20 protein-coding genes are annotated in these 18,638 nt (G+C 42.5%); 6 read left to right on the plus strand and 14 right to left on the minus strand.

From position 1 onward, the window contains the following. Nucleotides 1-29: 29 nt before the first annotated feature. The gene (locus GNIT_RS06745; protein ID WP_014108411.1) at nt 30-314 is read left to right on the plus strand and encodes a hypothetical protein; all 285 of its coding nucleotides are present in this window, start codon (nt 30-32) and stop codon (nt 312-314) included. Between the two features lie 325 nt (nt 315-639). Here GNIT_RS06745 and GNIT_RS06750 read toward each other — a convergent pair whose 3' ends face one another. Beyond that, a complete protein-coding gene (locus tag GNIT_RS06750; protein ID WP_014108413.1) occupies nt 640-1,530 on the minus strand; it encodes a TIGR01777 family oxidoreductase in 891 nt (296 codons plus the stop codon). A gap of 6 nt (nt 1,531-1,536) precedes the next feature. Then, a complete protein-coding gene (folX, locus tag GNIT_RS06755; RefSeq protein ID WP_014108414.1) occupies nt 1,537-1,902 on the minus strand; it encodes a dihydroneopterin triphosphate 2'-epimerase in 366 nt (121 codons plus the stop codon). A 202-nt stretch (nt 1,903-2,104) separates the two neighbouring features. Between folX and GNIT_RS06760 the strand changes: the two genes are divergently transcribed. Further along, complete coding sequence (locus GNIT_RS06760) at nt 2,105-3,169, plus strand: AI-2E family transporter (RefSeq protein WP_041246332.1); 1,065 nt, start codon at nt 2,105-2,107, stop codon at nt 3,167-3,169. Nucleotides 3,170-3,273: 104 nt separating this feature from the next. Continuing rightward, a complete protein-coding gene (locus tag GNIT_RS06765; RefSeq protein ID WP_014108417.1) occupies nt 3,274-4,362 on the plus strand; it encodes a DUF2891 domain-containing protein in 1,089 nt (362 codons plus the stop codon). Between the two features lie 20 nt (nt 4,363-4,382). Here GNIT_RS06765 and GNIT_RS06770 read toward each other — a convergent pair whose 3' ends face one another. From GNIT_RS06770 to GNIT_RS06825, 12 genes are all read right to left on the minus strand, one after another. Next, nucleotides 4,383-5,747, minus strand: coding sequence for an ATP-binding protein (locus tag GNIT_RS06770; protein WP_014108418.1), 1,365 nt, complete (start codon nt 5,745-5,747; stop codon nt 4,383-4,385). Between the two features lie 12 nt (nt 5,748-5,759). Then, a complete protein-coding gene (locus GNIT_RS06775) occupies nt 5,760-6,437 on the minus strand; it encodes a response regulator transcription factor (RefSeq protein ID WP_014108419.1) in 678 nt (225 codons plus the stop codon). Nucleotides 6,438-6,498: 61 nt separating this feature from the next. Further along, nucleotides 6,499-6,765, minus strand: coding sequence for a PepSY domain-containing protein (locus tag GNIT_RS06780; RefSeq protein ID WP_014108420.1), 267 nt, complete (start codon nt 6,763-6,765; stop codon nt 6,499-6,501). Nucleotides 6,766-6,977: 212 nt separating this feature from the next. Beyond that, nucleotides 6,978-7,850: a mechanosensitive ion channel family protein gene (locus GNIT_RS06785; protein ID WP_014108422.1), complete on the minus strand. Its 873-nt coding sequence runs from the start codon at nt 7,848-7,850 to the stop codon at nt 6,978-6,980. A gap of 132 nt (nt 7,851-7,982) precedes the next feature. Beyond that, nucleotides 7,983-8,399, minus strand: coding sequence for an alternative ribosome rescue aminoacyl-tRNA hydrolase ArfB (gene arfB, locus GNIT_RS06790; protein ID WP_014108423.1), 417 nt, complete (start codon nt 8,397-8,399; stop codon nt 7,983-7,985). A gap of 29 nt (nt 8,400-8,428) precedes the next feature. Further along, entirely contained in the window at nt 8,429-8,728 is a 300-nt protein-coding gene (locus tag GNIT_RS06795; protein ID WP_014108424.1) for a YciI family protein, read from the minus strand. 82 nt (nt 8,729-8,810) lie between these two features. Continuing rightward, entirely contained in the window at nt 8,811-9,623 is an 813-nt protein-coding gene (gene trpA / locus GNIT_RS06800) for a tryptophan synthase subunit alpha (protein ID WP_014108425.1), read from the minus strand. Further along, nucleotides 9,620-10,801 carry a tryptophan synthase subunit beta gene (gene trpB, locus GNIT_RS06805; protein WP_014108426.1) on the minus strand — a complete coding sequence of 394 codons (1,182 nt, stop codon included), beginning with the start codon at nt 10,799-10,801 and terminating at the stop codon, nt 9,620-9,622. Before trpB ends, trpA begins: the two co-directional genes overlap by 4 nt. 41 nt (nt 10,802-10,842) lie before the next feature. Then, complete coding sequence (trpCF, locus tag GNIT_RS06810; protein WP_014108427.1) at nt 10,843-12,261, minus strand: bifunctional indole-3-glycerol-phosphate synthase TrpC/phosphoribosylanthranilate isomerase TrpF; 1,419 nt, start codon at nt 12,259-12,261, stop codon at nt 10,843-10,845. A 64-nt stretch (nt 12,262-12,325) separates the two neighbouring features. Continuing rightward, nucleotides 12,326-13,384 carry an anthranilate phosphoribosyltransferase gene (gene trpD, locus GNIT_RS06815; protein ID WP_014108428.1) on the minus strand — a complete coding sequence of 353 codons (1,059 nt, stop codon included), beginning with the start codon at nt 13,382-13,384 and terminating at the stop codon, nt 12,326-12,328. A gap of 105 nt (nt 13,385-13,489) precedes the next feature. Further along, nucleotides 13,490-14,113 carry an aminodeoxychorismate/anthranilate synthase component II gene (locus GNIT_RS06820; RefSeq protein ID WP_014108429.1) on the minus strand — a complete coding sequence of 208 codons (624 nt, stop codon included), beginning with the start codon at nt 14,111-14,113 and terminating at the stop codon, nt 13,490-13,492. Next, nucleotides 14,110-15,753: an anthranilate synthase component 1 gene (locus tag GNIT_RS06825; RefSeq protein ID WP_014108430.1), complete on the minus strand. Its 1,644-nt coding sequence runs from the start codon at nt 15,751-15,753 to the stop codon at nt 14,110-14,112. Before GNIT_RS06825 ends, GNIT_RS06820 begins: the two co-directional genes overlap by 4 nt. Nucleotides 15,754-16,196: 443 nt before the next feature. Between GNIT_RS06825 and GNIT_RS06830 the strand changes: the two genes are divergently transcribed. From GNIT_RS06830 to GNIT_RS06840, 3 genes are read left to right on the plus strand one after another with little or no spacing between them, the layout of a single operon-like run. After that, nucleotides 16,197-17,054 carry a PHP domain-containing protein gene (locus tag GNIT_RS06830; protein ID WP_041246333.1) on the plus strand — a complete coding sequence of 286 codons (858 nt, stop codon included), beginning with the start codon at nt 16,197-16,199 and terminating at the stop codon, nt 17,052-17,054. After that, nucleotides 17,051-17,671 carry an L-threonylcarbamoyladenylate synthase gene (locus GNIT_RS06835; protein ID WP_014108432.1) on the plus strand — a complete coding sequence of 207 codons (621 nt, stop codon included), beginning with the start codon at nt 17,051-17,053 and terminating at the stop codon, nt 17,669-17,671. Before GNIT_RS06830 ends, GNIT_RS06835 begins: the two co-directional genes overlap by 4 nt. Further along, entirely contained in the window at nt 17,668-18,528 is an 861-nt protein-coding gene (locus GNIT_RS06840; protein WP_014108433.1) for a segregation and condensation protein A, read from the plus strand. The genes GNIT_RS06835 and GNIT_RS06840 overlap by 4 nt, the downstream gene beginning before the upstream one ends. Nucleotides 18,529-18,638: the final 110 nt, after the last annotated feature.

Here is an 18,638-nt window from a genome sequence, read left to right on the forward strand (position 1 = left end):
TTCTCAAAAAAAATCAGTTAGGAAAAGTCATGCAGGTAGATAAAGCTAAAAAGCGAATTGCGAAACAAGTTAATAAAGGCTTCAAAGGATATCCTCTTATTTCTATAAGCTACTTTGGTAATGATCCTACGTGCGCTTCTGTGGTTGTCGTTCAGTTTACTGCGCAAGAAGGTGATGAGGTTCAAGAAGAACGTTTCACCAGTCAGTCAGATGCTAGAAATGATGAAACAATTCAAACTGCTTTGATTAAAATTATTGACCGCGCGGATGCCGTGTCTGTACTTCAAGATACTGCGGTGGGCATCATCATTTAGTATTGCCTAACAAGGTCTAATCGTGCTGCATTCTAAGCTATGCAAGGTTGCGGTTATACTGGCGAGCATTTTTCCTGTATTTACCACTTTAAAACTCGGTTGCTATTGTATGAAATATTTACCTGATGTTCGTATGCCCTTTTTCCTGATGTTTTTACTCATGCTTAGCGATAGTGTTCAAGCGACGACATCGCAGCAAAATAGTTGTCAAATGACGCTCTTAGTTAATGAAAGAAAGGGTAGGGCTTGAACTGAGGAAAAAGTGGGAAGCGCAGCTGTATTTGTTAAATACAGCGCTGTTTTTTTAATTTATTGATAATTTCGATTACAAATCTAAATCAGCCAACGCCGTCTTTAATGTAGGAAAATCGAATTTAAACCCCTTATCAATCAGCTTTTGCGGTACGACTTTTTGACCAAATAAGACTAAGTCTGACGACTCGCCCATTAATGTTTTTAAGACGAATGCAGGTACTCTGAAGATACACGGGCGCTCTAATCTTTTTGCAAGCGCTAACGAGAAGAAATGATTTGTATTGGGATTCGGAGCTGTGAAGTTATACACGCCTTTTGTCTCGTCATCCTCGAGCAAAAATTGAATGCCGTTGACCATATCATCTAAATGGATCCATGCCATAAACTGTTTGCCAGAGCCAATCGGGCCGCCGAGCCCTAAACGGAAGGGCATCAACATTTTAGATAAGGCGCCGCCCTCGTCGGATAACACGACTCCGGTTCGCAGGATGCAAACTCTTGTATTGGCTTCAAGCGCAATATCTTCCCACTTTTGACAAACCTCTCGGCTAAACTCATCATGAAAGTCGGTAAATTCTTCCGTGATGACGGTGTCACCCTGACGTCCATAAACGCCAATAGCTGAACCACTGACAAATACTGCGGGTGGATTGCTAGAATTGTTAATTAGGTCAACTAACTGCTGGGTTATTTTCCAGCGACTTTGACAAATTCGTGCTTTTTGTGCATCAGTCCAGCGTTTATCGGCAATCGGCTCTCCCGCTAAATTAACCACAGCGTCAAACTGGTCAACTGATCTCAGCTCTTCTGCTGTAATGCACTTTACGTTCTCACCAAGCAGTCGTATAGCTCTGTTAGGGTCTCGAGTTACCACCGTTATTGCATATTGCTTGTGCAGTGACTTGACCAATGTTCTGCCGATAAGACCAGTGCCCCCAGTAATCAATATGCTTTTTGACATGGCAACCTACTCCTTTGTACAAGATAGTGACAATGACACAGAATCGGAGAAGCGCAATGCGTGCGGTTTATCGACCTCGGCTTCTGCAAATGTAACCCATGGATGTTCTGCTGCAATGTTCAGTACGTCGTGAGTCAACTTTTCAAGCAAGTAGAAACGATTGTCCTCTACCAGTCTGATAATAGCTTTCGTTATGGTCTTATAATTTAGCGCGTGGTCCATTAGATCGGAGTCAGTCGCTTTCTTTGCGTCATAATGAATCTTGACGTTGATAACCACATCTTGCTGATTTTTGATTTCATCTTCGTTAATACCAATGTAGGTTCGAAGTCTCAAATTTTTGATTCTTATTGTTGCTTGATTTAAGTTCATTTAATCAATTATTCCCTTTGTTCTTAATCGTGTGAAACTTTCTATGTGATTTTTTTAAAAAATTGTCATACTGGACGAGTATAACAAGCAAATTACCAATGATAAGCGATACATCGCTGTTCATTGTGTCATTAAAAACCGATGAGCTAACTATAAACAATTTAGTGCCATTGGCATTTATTATTTTTACAAAAGAGGCTGTATGGATATCAAATCACCCATCGCAAAAGCGATGATTGTCATGGCGTGTATCATTATTGTTCTTGCTGGCATCAAAGCGGCAAGCGTCATAATGGTACCATTTCTCCTTTCAGCTTTTATCGCTATAGCCTGCAGCCCTTTAATTAATTGGGCTAGTCGATATAGAATCCCGCGCTGGGCATCTGTTACCTTAGTTATACTGATAATACTGGTGATTGGTTTTATGCTCGCAGGCTTAATTACGCAATCTTTAAGCGAATTTAGGCAAAACATGCCTGTCTATCGGGAGCAATTAAGCGGCGAGCTTGCGTGGGTAGTAAATAAACTCAACGTACTAAATATCAATATCGATAAAGATCTGTTTTTGTCTTACCTTGATCCCGGCGCAGCAATGTCTGTTGCAACAACCTTTATAAGCGGCATGGGCAGCGTTTTATCCAATTTAGTGCTTATTTTATTAACGGTAATTTTCATGTTATTCGAAGCTGAAAGCATGCCAAAGCGTGTGCATATTGCATTGGCCGACCCCGATATGAAAATGACACACATCGACCGCTTTTTAAAATCGGTTAACAGTTATCTGGGTATTAAAATGTTGGTTAGTTTGGCTACCGGTATCTTTATTGGTGGTTGGCTATACTTTCTCGGTATAGACCACTTCCTTCTATGGTCGGTACTGGCTTTTATGTTTAACTTTATTCCTAATATCGGTTCTATAATCGCTGCTGTGCCGGCGGTATTAATGGCGTTCGTTGAGTTTGGCTTTGCTAAGGCGGGTCTAACGGGGTTGGGCTTTGTGTTAGTCAATATGGTAATGGGCAACGTAATAGAGCCGCGCTTTATGGGCCGAGGTCTAGGACTGTCAACACTGGTGGTCTTTTTATCATTGATTTTTTGGGGCTGGCTATTAGGTAGCGTAGGTATGTTACTTTCAGTCCCCCTAACAATGGTCGTCAAAATAGCACTTGAATCAAGAGAGGAGACAAAGTGGCTAGCAATACTACTCTCAAGTGACGAACCCGAAGCAGCCGAAATCAAAATAGATGACCCCACGCCGGTCCAATAAAAAATACCAAGGGGCCAGAGTCGTTGAATTGATTCATGTTTTCTATATGATATCGGTCAAAATGACGGTCATACTCGATATAAATAAATCAAAAAGGTAATGTAATGAAAGCGTATACAATTATTTTTAGCACGATGTTTTTGTGCCTAAGTTGCTTGAGCGAAGCCAGTGATTTGAAAAACCAAGCTACGCAACAATTGAATTTAACAGAAGCAAACTCACTCGCTAACTTACCGTTACACTGCGTTGAAACACCTTATCCTTATAAAACTGGTTATGTTTTGGGCAGCGAGAAAGATGTGCAAGAGCCATCAGTTGTTCATCCAATATTTTATGGCTGCTTTGATTGGCACAGCGCCGCACATGGATATTGGTCACTGGTTACTCTGTTGAGACAATTTCCTGATTTGAGCAAAGCTGAAGAGATAAAAGCGGTGTTGCAGCGCAACCTAACAGAAGAAAAAGTGGCTACTGAACTTGCGTTTTTTTCTAAAGATATCAATGCATCTTTTGAACGAACCTATGGTTGGGCGTGGTTATTGAAATTATCGCAAGAGTTGCACGAGTGGGATGATCCAATGGCAACAAAATTAGCAGCTAACCTGCAGCCATTGGCTGAACTCATTACCAATCGGTATATTGATTTTCTACCGAAACTGTTATATCCCATTCGAGTCGGTGAGCATTCTAATATCGCCTTTGGTTTGAGTTTTGCGCACGATTACGCGCTTAGCCAAAACAATGCTGAATTACAAAATTTGATTGTAAAACGGGCTAAAGATTATTTTATACTAGACAAGCACTGTCCCATTGAATGGGAGCCGAGTGGCTTTGACTTTCTTTCACCTTGCTTAGAAGAAGTTGGTTTAATGCAGCGTATATTGCCATCAGAGCACTTTTTAACATGGCTAAATCATTTCATGCCCCAGTTAGCTGAAGGTGATTTTGAGTTAGCGGTAGCACAAGTCGGTGATCGCAAAGATGGTAAGCTAGTTCATTTAGACGGCTTAAATTTTAGTCGCGCTTGGAACCTTTATGCTTTGGCAAAAAAATACCCTCAATATTCACACTTAAAAGAATTAGCTGATAAGCACCTAGCATATTCGTACCCGAATTTAGTTGGTGATAGTTACGAAGGCGGACATTGGTTGGGCAGTTTTGCAATACACGCCTTGAACACACGTAAAGAGTAGATTTTTACCTGTAGACTTGGCTACTTATTTAGCATTTTTGAAAACCGTTGCTGTGGCAGCACTATACAAAACCTGCTGCCTTTATTCAGATCACTTTGTATCTGTAGTTCACCACCATAGCTTTCTAGCATATCAACGACCAAGGCTAATCCAAGTCCTTGGCCCTCTGAATAAGTATCCAAACGTCGACCACGCTCGGTAATTTCATAAATTGCCGAAGCTGACATACCTTTCCCATCGTCCTCTACACATACAAATGTGGACAAGGTGTTTCTTTCGTAGCTTACTTTTACTGAAGCTGTGGCTGCTTTGCATGCATTGTCTAGCAAGTTGCCCAGTATTTCCATATAGTCGGTCTGGTCGATGGAGAGTAGGGCTGGTTTGGGCATATCCGATACCAGCGATAGTGATTTCTGTGAGTGAATTTTTGCCATAGCGTCAAGCAACGACTGTGTTACTGGCGCAACGTCAATGCTGGGTAAATAACCGACCACATTGATCGTAGCTCTTTTAAGCTGGCGTTTAACAATCATATCGATATGTAAAACAGGCTCTTTAATGTCTCTGCTCAAGTTGCTTTGACCTAGAATAATACTCAGCGGGGTTTTGATGCTGTGCGCTAAATCGTCTAAGCTCTTCTTGTAGCGCTCCCTTTGTTGTTTTTCACTATTCAGTAACTTGTTTATACTTTTTTGCAGTGGCTGCAGCTCAGGAGGGTAGTCATCGTTAATTTGATCAATTTTGCCTTCTTCAATTTCGCCGATCCGCGCGATGATATTTTGCATTGGCATAAAGACGCTGCGCAATGAAAGCGCAATTAAACCTAGTAGAATTAGGCCTAGAACAGCAATCCACCACCATAGACGATTGATAAATGTGCTTAGCTCTCGTTGATACTTATTTTTATTGTTAATGACTAGAAAGCTGACTTCTTCAAAATTGCCATCGATAAAAAACTCGGCCTTTTTTGAAAGAGCAAAGTGCTGCTCGTTTTCGTCGAAATCTGAGAGAAATAAAGTTTCGCTCAGCAATTGTCCGTTTGTTTGTTCATACAGAGCATTGAACATAATCGAATCGATGTCATTGTCGATAGACGATTGTGACTGCCAAACTTGTTGATCTCGCCACTTTATCGTTGCTACTAAATCTGAACCAGGTAGATTTAAGTCTTCTACAAAAAGACGAGAGGGCATAACAACTTCGCCTTCTTCAAATTCAAACTCAGAAATCATAGCAAACGCGGTTGTCGAGAGTTCTTCTCGTTTCGCCATCATTAAGCTGCGCTCATACGCATTTTGCATTGAAAATATGATTGCCGGGAAAAAGATGGCAACAAACAAGAAGCAGGTTAAGAAAATGCGACCGGTTATTGACCAACTTTTCATGCGATTGGTCCCTTAACGGAGGCTGGCATTGAGTCGATAACCTCTACCACGCAGTGTTTCAATCGGTTTTATTAGATTATCTTTATCAATTTTACGTCTCAGTCTACCTACGAATACTTCAATAACGTTGCTATCTAAGTCAAAGTCTTGGTCGTATATATGCTCAACCATCTCTGTTTTTGAAACGACTTTGCTAGGGTTCATCATTAAATACTCAATGACTTTATATTCGTACGCGGTCAATTCAATGGCTTGCTCGTTAACATAGAGCTGATTAGCACTGGTATCTAGGGAAAGTGGGCCTTTCTGCAATATCGGACTTGCTTGGCCTGCGCTGCGCCTAATTAAGGCTTTTACTCTTGCCAATAGCTCCTCATGCACGAAAGGTTTGGTTAAGTAATCGTCGGCGCCAGATTCCAAACCCTTTACCTTTTCCTGCCATCGATCGCGAGCGGTTAAAATAATAATAGGACAAGAAATATCGCTAGCACGAGCTTGTTTCACAACTTCAAATCCGTCAATGCTAGGAAGACCAACATCAATTATCGCTAAGTCGTAGTTATACTCTTTTAGTTGATATAGGGCTTTTTCACCATCGTCGGCTAGGTCGACACTAAATCCTTGTGACTGCATATATTGGTCAAGTTGAAGCAGTAAACGGCTATCATCTTCGACTATTAAAATCCGCATGGATAACTCCGTTTATATAACGTGGATTGAAAGAACGATATTTACGCATGAAATAAGCATCTTATTGGCGAACTTTACCCGTTGTTGCGTCAACAGTGACATAAACAACTCGGCCAGATGCTTGATGAATTTTTACGCGATAAACATTACCACGACTTTCTACCTTCAGCACTTTGCCCGCATACGCTTGCTGAGCCCGCTGGGCTGCCTGTGACTTACTTATCTTTGGCTGTTCTTTTTTATCTTTGGCAACAGCAATAGGCGCCACGATCATCTGACTGGCAAAAACAAGCGTAAAAGCTAGAAAAACAGAGCGCAGCGTTGTCAAAGTGAAGTACCTACTTATTTGTTGAATGAATGTTTATGCTTTTGTAACGTTTATATTTAATGACTTTATTACGAATTTCCTTGGGCTATTATGCAGGCCCTCGCTGAACTTAAGCTGAATAGATAAAGACTCTTTTTTTGCGTCCGCACCCATTGCTTGTGTTACAGCATCGTGTTTCTAACATTATCACGACAATCAGCAGCGTAGAAGTGTCATTTTATATTTGGCTGAATTAGCGTTAATGAACCATCCAAATGGACATCGCGCTGTGGGAATGAGATAACCACTTTGTTTTCGTTAAATAAGTCATTAATTCTAAATCGAATATTGCTTCTTATACTGCGCAATTCACCCTCTATGCTTGCATTTATCCAAAAATAAACTTCGAATGCCAACGAGTTATCACCAAAATCATCGAAAATCACTTTAGGTTCAGGGTTGTGTAAGACATCGTCCTGCTCATTGACCGCCTGTGTAATTAAATCACGAACTAAATTGCAATCTGAACCATAGGCCACGCCAACTCGCACTGATGTTCTGCTTCTTTGATCTATTAAGGTCCAATTGGTGACTGTATTTTCTAACAGTTTGCTGTTTGGAATAAGTAGATGTACACCATCAACGCGACGAATTCGTGTTGAGCGCGTATTAATGGCTTCAACCCGTCCCTTGGCATTATCTACTTCCAGAAAATCACCAATTCTAATCGGCCGCTCCCACATCAGTATCCAACCACTGATAAAGTTATTTATAATGTTTTGCGCTCCGAAGCCTACGCCTATTGCGATAGCTCCTGATAAAAATGCAAAAGCGGTAATGGGCACGTCCAAAAAATCTAGGGTGGTGATGGCTAGCATGACAATGGCCAGTACATATAGAATACGTTTCACCAAATGCACTAAGTCAGCTTGTACACCTTTCGCAATAAGGCGACTAGATATTGTGCTTACCGCCTTGCGGGTTACCCAAACGCCTAAAATAACGAGTATTGGAATAAGAAGTATTTGACCAAGCGTGACGGTTTGTCCTGCAATGATGAACAAATTAATATTGAAATAGTGTTTTAGTATCGACAGGAATTCCATGTATTTTTAAACTCTTGTGGAAGGTAAATTAGGGCTCATAGAAAATGACCTTCTGTTTCTTTGTAAACCCTTAAACTTGTGTTGGCTTGTTTAAGGCGAACGTAAACAAGAGCTTATCGCATTTTGGAAAAACTAAATATCGATTTTTTTTCTTAACTGCTTTTGCTGACCGCTTTTGGTTTTGCTATCCATTCGTTTTCGCTGTGATGATCGACTTGGTTTAGTTGGTTTTCGAATAGGCTTCTCGTAGGTACTTTCTTTAATTACATCTGCTAGCCGTTTGATAGCATCTCGCTTGTTCTGTTCTTGAGTACGATGGCTTTGGGCTCTTATGATTAAAACGCCGTCGGACGTGATACGTGAGTCATTGCTATTAAGCAGTTTTTCTTTGATTTTATCTGGAAGTGAGGATTGATTGATGTCGAAACGCAGATAAATGGCTGTCGCAACTTTATTGACGTGCTGTCCGCCAGCACCTTGCGAGCGAGTGGCGGACAAATTGAATTCGCTTTCCTCGATACTTATTTTGTGGGTAATAAATACAGCCATAGTGTTTATATTGTCTCGTGCTGCTTAATTTATGGCAGCACTTTTTTGTATGGTTTGACGATGACTGATTTAAACACACCTGCGCTAACATATGGGTCTGCATCAGCCCATTCTTTGGCATCTTGCAAAGACTCAAACTGCGCAATAATCAATGAACCAGTGAAGCCAGCTTCTCCCGGATCTTCACTGTCAATTGCGGGTGTTGGGCCCGCAACAAGTACTCGTCCTTCATTCACTAATGCACTAATTCTTTCTAAATGTGCAGGTCTGGCTTCCATTCTTATTGCTAAACTGTTTTCAACATCTTCAGCGTAAATAACATACCACATAAGTTCTCCTTTTTTGAAGAGCCCAGTTTTGCAGCAAACCTTTCTTGCCAAAAGGTTTGGGTTTTGTGGGCTCGGCGGCTGATTATAGTATGGTAGCTGCTTTCATTTTGGCTACAAAACTGCCTAATTCTGCTAGCATTTTATCTTTGTCTTTTAAGTTTGACTCGATAATATTAACAGTGGCAGAGCCTGAAATTGCTCCTGCAGCACCTGACTGAATCGCATTGGCTACCTGTTCCGGCGTACTAATACCGAAGCCCAATAATGGCGGAGCAACTTTATACTGAGTTAACTTTGCAATGAGTTCAGCCGCTGGAATTTCTACTGCAGTTTCAGCACCCGTTACACCGGCTCTACCTAATAGATAGGTGTAGCCGTCAGATTTCTCCCCGATGGCTTCCAATGTTTCATTGCTTGCGTTAGGTGGCGCAATCAATATTTGCTGAATGTCATGCTGTTTTGCGATGGTGATAAAGCGGTCTGCCTCTCTCAGCGGTACATCTGCAATAAGGATTGAATCAACACCTGCTGCAGCAGCTCTCTCATAAAAGTTATCGATACCGTTGGCTAATACTAAGTTACTGTATAGCAATAGGCCGATAGGAATCGTTGGATGTTGTTTGCGTATTTGAGTCAGTATCTCAAAGCAACTCTGTGGTCTTATGCCGCTGCCCAAGGCTCTAATACTGGCTTTTTGTATCGTTGGGCCATCGGCAATCGGGTCAGAGTAGGGGATACCTAGTTCCAATGCATCGGCACCGCTTTTGACTAATTGGTCAATGATGGCTAGGGATGTTTCGTGGTCCGGGTCGCCAACCATGACGAACGGAACAAACGCGCCTTCATTTTTTGCTTTTAGGCTGGCAAACATATCCGCATAACGTGTGGTGCTCATAGATCGTCTCCTAAGATACTAATGACGTGCGCAAGATCTTTGTCTCCGCGTCCTGACAAATTGAGTACGATAATGGTTTCTTCAGTTGCTTCATCTGCCATATTAAGCGCGTGAGCAAGGGCATGAGCTGGTTCCAATGCAGGAATAATACCTTCTTTTTTAGCCAATAATTGAAATGCGTTTAATGCTTCAACATCAGTAATAGCGTGATATTCAGCGCGCCCCGTTTCAGCTAGAAACGCGTGTTGTGGACCTACCGCAGGGTAATCCAAACCAGCAGATACTGAATAAGACTCTTCAATCTGACCATCTTCGTCTTGCATAATATAAGTGTAAGCGCCGTGTAAAATACCTTTTGTACCGGTTACGATAGTTGCGCCATGCTCTTTGGTATGAATGCCTTTACCTGCAGGCTCAACGCCGACTAAGCGAACAGACGGTTCATCAATGAAGTCAGCAAACATGCCTATCGCATTGGAGCCACCGCCAACACAGGCGACAACGGCATCAGGTAAGCGACCTTCTTTTTCCATAATTTGTGCACGAGTTTCTTCACCAATCATGCGGTGATATTCACGCACGATGGTAGGGAATGGATGTGGACCAGCAGCGGTGCCGAGTAAATAATGAGCCTTGTCGTAGTTTGCAGACCAGTCGCGCATCGCTTCGTTAACAGCATCCTTCAAGGTACCAGAACCAGAGTCAACAGGAATAACTTCAGCACCCATTAAGCGCATTCTGAATACATTGGGCGACTGTCTTTCAACGTCTTTCGCACCCATGTAGATACGTGCTTTTAATCCCAATAGAGCGCATGCTAAAGCAGTTGCTACGCCATGCTGGCCAGCGCCCGTTTCAGCAATAACCTCAGTTTTTCCCATGCGCTTTGTCAATAAGGCCTGACCTAATACTTGGTTGGTTTTATGTGCACCGCCGTGCAATAAATCTTCACGTTTTAAATACAGCTTTACCAATGGGTTGGTCACGATGTTGCGGGTCAGTGTCATCGCAGTAGGACGACCTGCATAATCTTTCAATAAACCCATAAATTCTTTTTGAAAGCTTGGGTCATCTTTCGCATCTAAAAATGCCTGCTCTAATTGGTCGAGGGCAGGAATGAGCAATTCTGGGACGTACATACCGCCAAAATCACCAAATTTACTTTCCAATTTATTCATTTTAAAGCTCGCTTCTTTTAATTTTAACCAAACAGTTTGACTTAGTATTCTCTCAATAGGCTAAATAAACTGTTTAGTTTGGATTCTGATTTTTCAGCAGGTGAGTCTTCAACACCTGAATTTACATCTAATATGGCAACATGGGTTTGCCTAGCCGCCTTGATATTACTTGGTGTTAGTCCGCCAGCTAATATCAGCTTGTGTTTGTGAGGCACATCCTCTAACAATCGCCAATCAAACGCTGCGCCGGTTCCGCCCACTTGATCGCCAACTTTACAGTCGAGTAAGACTTTGTCGGCAATTTCGAGCTTTGCAGACAATGTGTCGCTAATAAAATCTGTGAGGTCTACCTGGTTTTGCAATACTGACTCGACCGCCCAAATTTCGCATGACTCGGGTAGCATCGTACGCAATGTTTGCATATATTCTAATGATTCATTACCGTGCAGCTGCACGGCAGACAAGGTTAATTTGCGTGCGTAGTCAGCAACCATTTCTATCGGATTATCTAAAAACACGCCAACACGTCTTTTACAATCGCCAAGGTTTGCTATTTCCAATGCGCGCTCAATAGAAACGTATCGAGGTGACTTAGTGGCAAAAATCAAACCGATATAGCTGGCAGGTGTCGCCATTACTTTGCGCGCGTTCTCGACTGAATTAATGCCACAAATTTTAACCTCACCGAATATGAGTTTTTCAACGGCGTTGACTAAATTTGTTTCTGCCATTAAAGCGCTACCCACTAAAAACCCATCTACGAGTGGACTCAAACGCTGCACCTCTGAATGCTGATAAATACCCGATTCAGATAAAATAACACCGTCAAAACCATTTTTGGTTATTAATGGCACTAAACGCTCGGTTGTCGCCAGGTCGGTGCTCAAATCACGTAAATTACGATTATTGATACCTATAATATTGGCATTCAGGGCTAAGGCTCTGTGCACTTCTTCTTCGTTGCTCACTTCCGTAAGCACATTCATGCCTAGCTTGTGAGTGAGTGCGCTAAGGGTTTTAAATTCCTCGTCGTTTAACACTGACAACATTAACAATACTGCATCAGCGTTATGGTAGCGAGCAAGGTAGACTTGATATTCATCGACAAAGAAATCTTTATTTATGACAGGTTGCGCCACTCTTGATGTGATGTAGTCTAGATATTCAAATTTACCTTGAAAATATTTTTCGTCAGTTAATACCGAAAAGCAAGATGCATGCGGTGCATAGGCTGCAATAATTTCGTCTAAGTCAAAGTTCTCTCTAATCAGTCCCTTTGATGGAGACGCTTTTTTGCACTCAAGAATAAAGCTCGCGTTAGGCGCAGCTAATGCGGCGAAAAAGTCCTTCTCACAAAGCGATAATGTGTCGATAAATTCGCTCAAGGGGAAATCAATTTTTCGTTGTGCGATCTCTATCTTTTTGTCATCAACAATTTTTTCTAATACGTTTTTAGCCACAATACTCTCTTACGTCTTCCAGTTGATAGGATTAACATTTATAACTTCTGCTTACACTGACAGATCACATCTGGCTTAACTTTGCAGCTGTTTCAATTGTCTGCATAGGTTTACCGGCTTCTATTGAGGCCATCGCCATGTCGCAAGCCTCTTTAAAGGTATTAGCCATAGCATTTAATTTAATCAATGCCGCTGCATTCATGGCGATAGCTGCGGTATGAGCAGGTGTGCCTTGGCCATTGAAGACATCTGCGATCAGCGCTCTGTTTTGTTCAGGCTCACCGCCTTCGATAGCATTCAATGAATAATTGCTCAAACCAAAATCAGCGGGGGTAACTTCACTTTTCGTGATCGCTCCGTTATTGACTTCGACAATTTGGCTGTTGCCATGCAGCGCGAGTTCGTCCAAACCGCTGCCATGAACTACGAACGCTTTTTTATGCCCTAACGCAACCAATGTTTGTGCATAGGTGTCCAGCAGGCTCGGTGTATAGACACCCAGCAGGCTGTGCGTCGGTCTGGCTGGATTAGCCAAGGGGCCTAAAATATTGAATAAAGTTCTGGTTTTTAATGCTAAGCGAACTGGCATCGCATACTTCACACCAGAGTGATACGCAGGTGCCGCTAAAAAGCACAAGTTTGCTTCATCAAGACATTTGCGTGCAGTGTCAGGACTCATATCTAAAGCTAGACCAAAGGCTGCAAAGAGGTCGGATGAGCCTGATTTACTGGAGACACTGCGGTTGCCGTGTTTCGCCACTTTTACGCCACAGCTTGCAGCAACAACCGCAGCTGCGCTTGATACATTAATGGTATTATGGCCATCACCGCCAGTGCCAACAATATCGCTAAAGTTGTATTCTGGGCGTGGGAAGGGTTTTGCATTGCTCACCATCGCTGATGCGGCACCCGCTATCTCTTCAATGCTTTCGGTTTTGATCTTCAATGCAATCAATAGGGCAGATAGCTCAACTTCACTCACCTCTCCGCGCATCACACGGTTAAAGACAGCTTCTGCTTCCACAAAACTTAATGATTGCTGGGCATAGAGTTTTTCTAATGCGTTGAGCGTGTCCTGCGGCCCAAAGACCGTTTCACGAGATTTTGTATTCACTGCTTTCATTTCTGTTTTAACCTATCTGTCCGATACCACTGAGTGGCCCGATACTATTTTTGTAAGCTAACGTTTTCGCTTCTTCAAACGCTGCTGATAAATCACTATGATGAATCACTGCTTTGGAGATGTACCTGCTAAAAATGCAATGCTTTGCATTAGCAATACACTACCGTCGCAGGTCAAGATCGATTCAGGGTGAAACTGAAAGCCCAACATTCTATCATTCGGATGTAAAACTGCCATAACCAAACCATCTATGTTAGCTATAATCTGTAAACCCTCAGGCATTTGGGTAGCAACCAACGAGTGATAGCGAGCAATCGATAGGGGGTTGCTTAAACCTTTAAAAATAGATCGTGTTTCTGCGCTCTCACAATAGCTCATTTGTGATGCTTTACCATGCATTACCGCAGGTGCCCTTGCTACAACACCACCGTAAGCCTCTACTATCGCCTGATGGCCCAAGCATATGCCTAGCACTGGATACTTACCGCGTACTTTTTGCAAGAGTTCAGGCATGCAGCCTGCGTCAGCTGGTGCGCCTGGTCCAGGTGAAAGCATTAATAAGGTCGGGCCAACTTTTTCATACTCTGCCAGTTTATCGAGAACCGTTTGTGGCGCTACCGTATTACGATAAATCGTCATCTCGATGCCTAAGCTTCTAATTTCATCAACGAGGTTGTAGGTAAATGAATCGATATTGTCAATCAGCACTAAATTAATGTTGTTGCTCATGCCGATTCTCCTCCTTGTTTCTCATCGCCAACACTTTCATCATCAATCTGCTTTATTGAATCAGGTTTAGGGGCGTGCGCCGCAATAATTGCGGATATAACAGCTTGTGCTTTTGCTCGAGTCTCGTCTGCTTCAGCTTGTGGTATCGAATCGTTTACAACGCCAGCACCAGCTTGAATGTAGGCTGTTTTTAGTCTGACGAAAGCGGATCGGATCACAATGCAAGTGTCCATGTCGCCGTTGCCGTTAATATAACCTACCGCGCCGCCATAGCTGCCGCGCTTCTGTTTCTCGACATTTCTGATTAATGAGGCTGCACTCACTTTCGGAGCACCGACTAAAGTACCCATATTCATGCAGGCTTGGTAGGCGTGAAGTGCATCTAAATCCTCTCGTAACTCGCCGACAACGCGAGAAACTAAATGCATGACATGCGAATACCTGTCCACTTTTAAGAGATCTTTCACGTGTCTGGTGCCAGCCTTACTGACTTTTGCAACGTCATTACGGGCCAAATCAACCAGCATAATATGTTCTGATTTTTCTTTTTCATCTTGGCGCAAGTTTAGCTCTAATCGACTATCCAAATCATAGTCGATAGAACCATTCGGGCGTTTGCCGCGAGGGCGAGTCCCTGCAATTGGATAAACTTCTACCACATTGCTGCCTTTATCATATTTCAAAGCCGATTCCGGGGATGCGCCAAACATGGTGAAATCTTGATCATTCAAATAAAACATATAAGGAGAAGGATTCTGGACCTTTAATTGTTGATAAGCTGCTAATGGAGAAGGGCACGGCAAACTGAAGGAACGAGAGGGAACAACTTGAAAAATATCACCGTCTAATATGTGTTCTTTTAATGCAACAACGTCTGCGCAGTATTCCTCATCAGATTTGTCTACCTTTAATTTTATATCAGTAACTGTTTCAGCTGCCGTTATTTCTGAAGGAAGAGAAGCCAGCTCATGCTTTATCTGCTCTATCCGTTGATGAATACTAAAGTAATGTTGTGCAACATGAGGGCCGCTAAACACCGACCCGATTATTTGTGTATGTGCGTTTTGATGATCAATCAGTAATAGGGTTTCAGCCAGATAAAAAACATACTCGGGGCAGTTGTTGTCACCAAAGATTGCCTCGGGAAGCTTTTCAAATGTACCAAGAAGGTCATAGGAAAATACACCGCCCAAAAAGACTGCATTAGGGTGGTCACGTAAGGTTTGAATATGCTCAGTTAAGGCGCGTAATACATCAAATACGCTAGCTTGCTTTAAACGAGAGTCTTCATCTAAGTTTTGATCAACCGGAGGGAACTCAAAGCGAATACTGTCTTCGGACACTTCTTGTGCTGAATGATACGGCTTTAACTTTGCAACTAAAAGCGGCAGCACCGATAGGCCATTTGCCGTAAGAGCAGTAACGGTGACGCTCTGATCATTGCATTCTATACGAATAGCCGCGTCAATTAACAACAAACTCTTTAAGTTCGCTTTGCTATCAATTTCAGCAGATTCCAGCAATAAACTGTTTTCTTTACCAAGTGCCTGATAAGCCAATAATGGGTCACTAACGTAAGGTCCGTCAACGATGATACTTTCAACTTGGCCGGGTAGTTGTCCTAATTCTGCTAAACTCATTTTTACTCTCGTTCTTATTTATTCTATTTCTACGACTATTTGAAACCGCTGAACTGGCTTCTATGCATTGTCTCACTTTTACTTGCTTGATTTTTGTTATTTATTTTCGGGTAAAAATGAATCAAAAAAAAAGCCCGTCAAACGGGCTTTAATATTGCGAAACGAACACGTTTACACAGCCCCTAGTTGAGGTTGTGCCACCACCAAACATTAACCTGAGCACGACTGCTCGTTTTTGCACACGATGCTGCAAAAAAGGTTGTTTTAAATTGTGTTTGAATTTTTTTCAACGTGTTCTCTTAATTTGTGTTTTGGCGTCTTGTATTTAAGCTAATTCGTATTTATACGTTTTGCTTTCATGTATACTGCATAGGAGAAAACAAATCGGTCTTTATGTCAAGCCTAATGACTGCTTTAGTTGCAAATTTTAAGAAGAAAATGTTTTGAAAATAGATTTACATTGTCACTCAACGTGTTCAGACGGTGCGCTTACGCCCGTAGAATTGGTACAACGCGCACAACAAATGCAGGTTGATGTACTTGCTATTACCGATCACGATACCGTTGCCGGCATTGGCATCGCGTCTGAATACGCAAAAAATAGTAATATGAAATTAAGCATTATTGCGGGTATTGAGCTGTCGACGTCTTGGCACGGGTTCGATATTCACATCGTTGGACTGCGGGTGAATAAAGATGATCCCGTTTTTCTGCAACGTTTAGAGGGCCAACTTGCTGAACGTGATAAACGTGCTGAACGAATTTGTCAGAAATTGGCTAAATGTGGGCACGAAGGTATTTATGATCTAGCGCTAGAAATTGCAGATGGCGCTCAGATTTCACGGAATCATATTGCGAGAGCGCTAGTGCAAAAATCAATTTGTACGCATGCTCAGCAAGCATTCAGTACGTATTTAGGTAAGAATAAAAGAGCGCACGTCACACCTAAGTGGATTAGTATTCAGGAAGCCATTGAATGGATACATGACGCGGGCGGACAAGCGGTATTAGCTCATCCAGGTCACTATGATATGACGACAAAATGGCTGCGCAGACTAGTGTCTGAGTTTGCTGAGTTAGGGGGGGATGCAATGGAGATAACACACCCCAACATGGCAGCAGATAAGAAAAAATTATTACAAGAAATTATGTCTGACAATGCCTTGCTTGCATCGGTAGGGTCTGATTTTCATTTTCCAAGTCGTTTTACCGAGTTAGGCCGTCGTTTAGACATCCCGCTTTCATGCACTCCGGTTTGGCATAATTGGAATTTAGCGACATCCAAAGAGGTAGTTCAATGAGTCAGTTTTTTTATGTTCATCCAGATAATCCGCAAGTTAGATTAATAAAACAGGCTTGTGAAATTATAAAAGCAGGCGAGGTGATTGTTTATCCGACAGATTCTGGCTATGCCATTGGCTGTCAGATGGAAAACAAAAAAGCACTTGAGCAAATTTGTCGCATCAGAGACATAGGCAAAGATCATAATTTTACGCTTATGTGCCGGGACATGTCTGAACTCTCTGTCTATGCAAGGGTCGATAACGCGGCATTTAGACAAATTAAGAACAACACCCCTGGGCCCTATACTTTTGTTCTCAAAGCAACAAAAGAAGTGCCAAAACGCCTGCAAAATCCAAAGCGTAAAACCATCGGCATCCGTGTACCCAACAATCCTATTGCGCTAGCTCTGCTCGAAGAACTAGGTGAGCCGCTGATGTCAACGACCTTGATATTGCCAAATGCTTCAATGGCTGAAACTGATCCAGAAGAAATTAGAGACAAACTTGAAAAGTTGGTTGGCTTAATTATCCATGGCGGCTACTTAGGCGAGGAACCCACGACAGTCATCGACATGTCTGAGGGTGGAACTGATGTCATTCGCGTTGGAAACGGCGACCCTTCGCCTTTTGAATGAGTCAAAACGATACGCAGCCTAGCAATAAAGTCGCCGCAGATGTTGCTCAAATAAAAGAGCAGCAACCCCTCGCGTTGGCTTTTGTTAATGGCGAAGCGTTTGTTGACAAACCAGAGGACCTCTACATTCCTCCCGATGCACTTGAAGTGATACTGGAGAGATTTGAAGGTCCCCTCGATTTATTGTTGTATCTGATACGTCGTCAAAAGTTCGATATTGTTGAATTGCCGGTATTGCAAATTACGAAGCAATATATGGAATATGTTGAGGTAATGACGGAAGTAAAGCTCGAGCTGGCTGGCGAATACCTGCTTATGGCGGCTATGTTAGCTGAAATTAAGTCGCGCTTATTGCTGCCGAAGCGTGACGATGCGCCTGAAGACGAAGACGACCCTCGTGCAGAGCTGATCCGTCGTTTGAAAGAATATGAGCAAATCAAAAAAGCTGCAGAACAACTGGATGCGGCTCCAAGAATGGAGCGAGACAATTTTAAAGCGACAGCGCAAACTAGCGATAACGTCCAGGCTATCAAACATCTTCCCCAGGTTACTATGCAAGAAATCGCCTACGCGTTTCATTTAGTCTTGCAGCGAGCCCAAGCGTTTGAGCACCATCATATTGAAAAAGAAGCACTGTCTACCCGTGAGCGAATGTCCTATATATTGCAAAAGCTCAACCATGAGACCTACACAGAACTGTCCAGTCTGGTTTCCTTGTCTGAGGGTAAAGCGGGAGTAGTCGTTACCTTTATTGCCATTTTGGAGCTGGTCAAGAGTGGGTTGATTCTGTGCTCTCAAGAGGGTGCATTTACCCATATTCACGTTAAGTTAGGTGAAATCGAGTATGCAGAAGTGTAAACTTCGAGAAATCTAAACGTTGGCGCCTGCAATACTATGGCACGATATTCATCAAATTGAGACAGTGCACTCAATTAACGCAGTCGTTCAAGCTAAAATAGGGTAAAATA

Origin of the sequence: Glaciecola nitratireducens FR1064 (genome assembly GCF_000226565.1) — a bacterium.
In the GTDB taxonomy this organism is placed as follows: domain Bacteria; phylum Pseudomonadota; class Gammaproteobacteria; order Enterobacterales; family Alteromonadaceae; genus Glaciecola; species Glaciecola nitratireducens.